Annotated in this window: 1 protein-coding gene and 1 pseudogene; both read right to left on the bottom strand. The window is 58.3% G+C overall.

Annotated elements, in window-relative coordinates; genetic code table 11:
- A pseudogene (locus F2P45_RS37360) lies at nucleotides 1-145 on the bottom strand (IS5/IS1182 family transposase); the annotation flags it as partial.
- Nucleotides 118-542 (bottom strand): transposase (locus F2P45_RS34440; RefSeq protein WP_223164921.1); only part of this gene is annotated, 425 nt, incomplete at its 5' end. The pseudogene F2P45_RS37360 and the gene F2P45_RS34440, both read right to left, overlap by 28 nt.

Raw genomic sequence — 542 nt, 5'->3', positions numbered from 1 at the left:
CATGCTCGATCCGGGCGCGGGTCTTGGCGATGCGCGTATTGCGCCGCTTTTGGGTTTCCGAAATTGGCTTGTCCTTGCTTCCTTTGCGCTGGATGTGCATGCGCCATCCCTGCTGTGTCAACCTGTCCTCGCGCGCGCCATCCACGTAGCCTTTGTCTGCCAAGACGTTGCGATTGGTATTCGAGGGATCGAGCACCGCCTCGAAATGAAGGTGTCATGCTCGCTGGCCGTGCTGACCTTGATCTTGCGTACCAGCTTGTAGCGTTTGTCTGCGTTGGCTGATACCTTGTAGCCGAAGTAGGACTTGCCATGCTTCTTGGTCCAGCGCGCATCCATGTCTTTCTGCCGGCGCTTTGCGGGCTTCCAGTCGATTGGCATGGCACCTTCTCCAACGAGTGCTTTTTCCTCTTTGCTCATCGATTGCTTCGGCGCCTGCACGATGCTCGCGTCGACCATCTGGCCGCCACGCGCAATGTAGCCATGCCTGGAAAGCTGGCGGTTGACGGCGTCAAAGATACTCTCGCTGGCACCGGCCTTGAGCA

Source organism: Massilia mucilaginosa (assembly GCF_011682145.1).
GTDB lineage: Bacteria > Pseudomonadota > Gammaproteobacteria > Burkholderiales > Burkholderiaceae_D > Telluria_A > Telluria_A mucilaginosa.
Note: the sequence above shows the minus strand (reverse complement) of the source record. Positions and strands in the feature narration are given on the sequence as shown.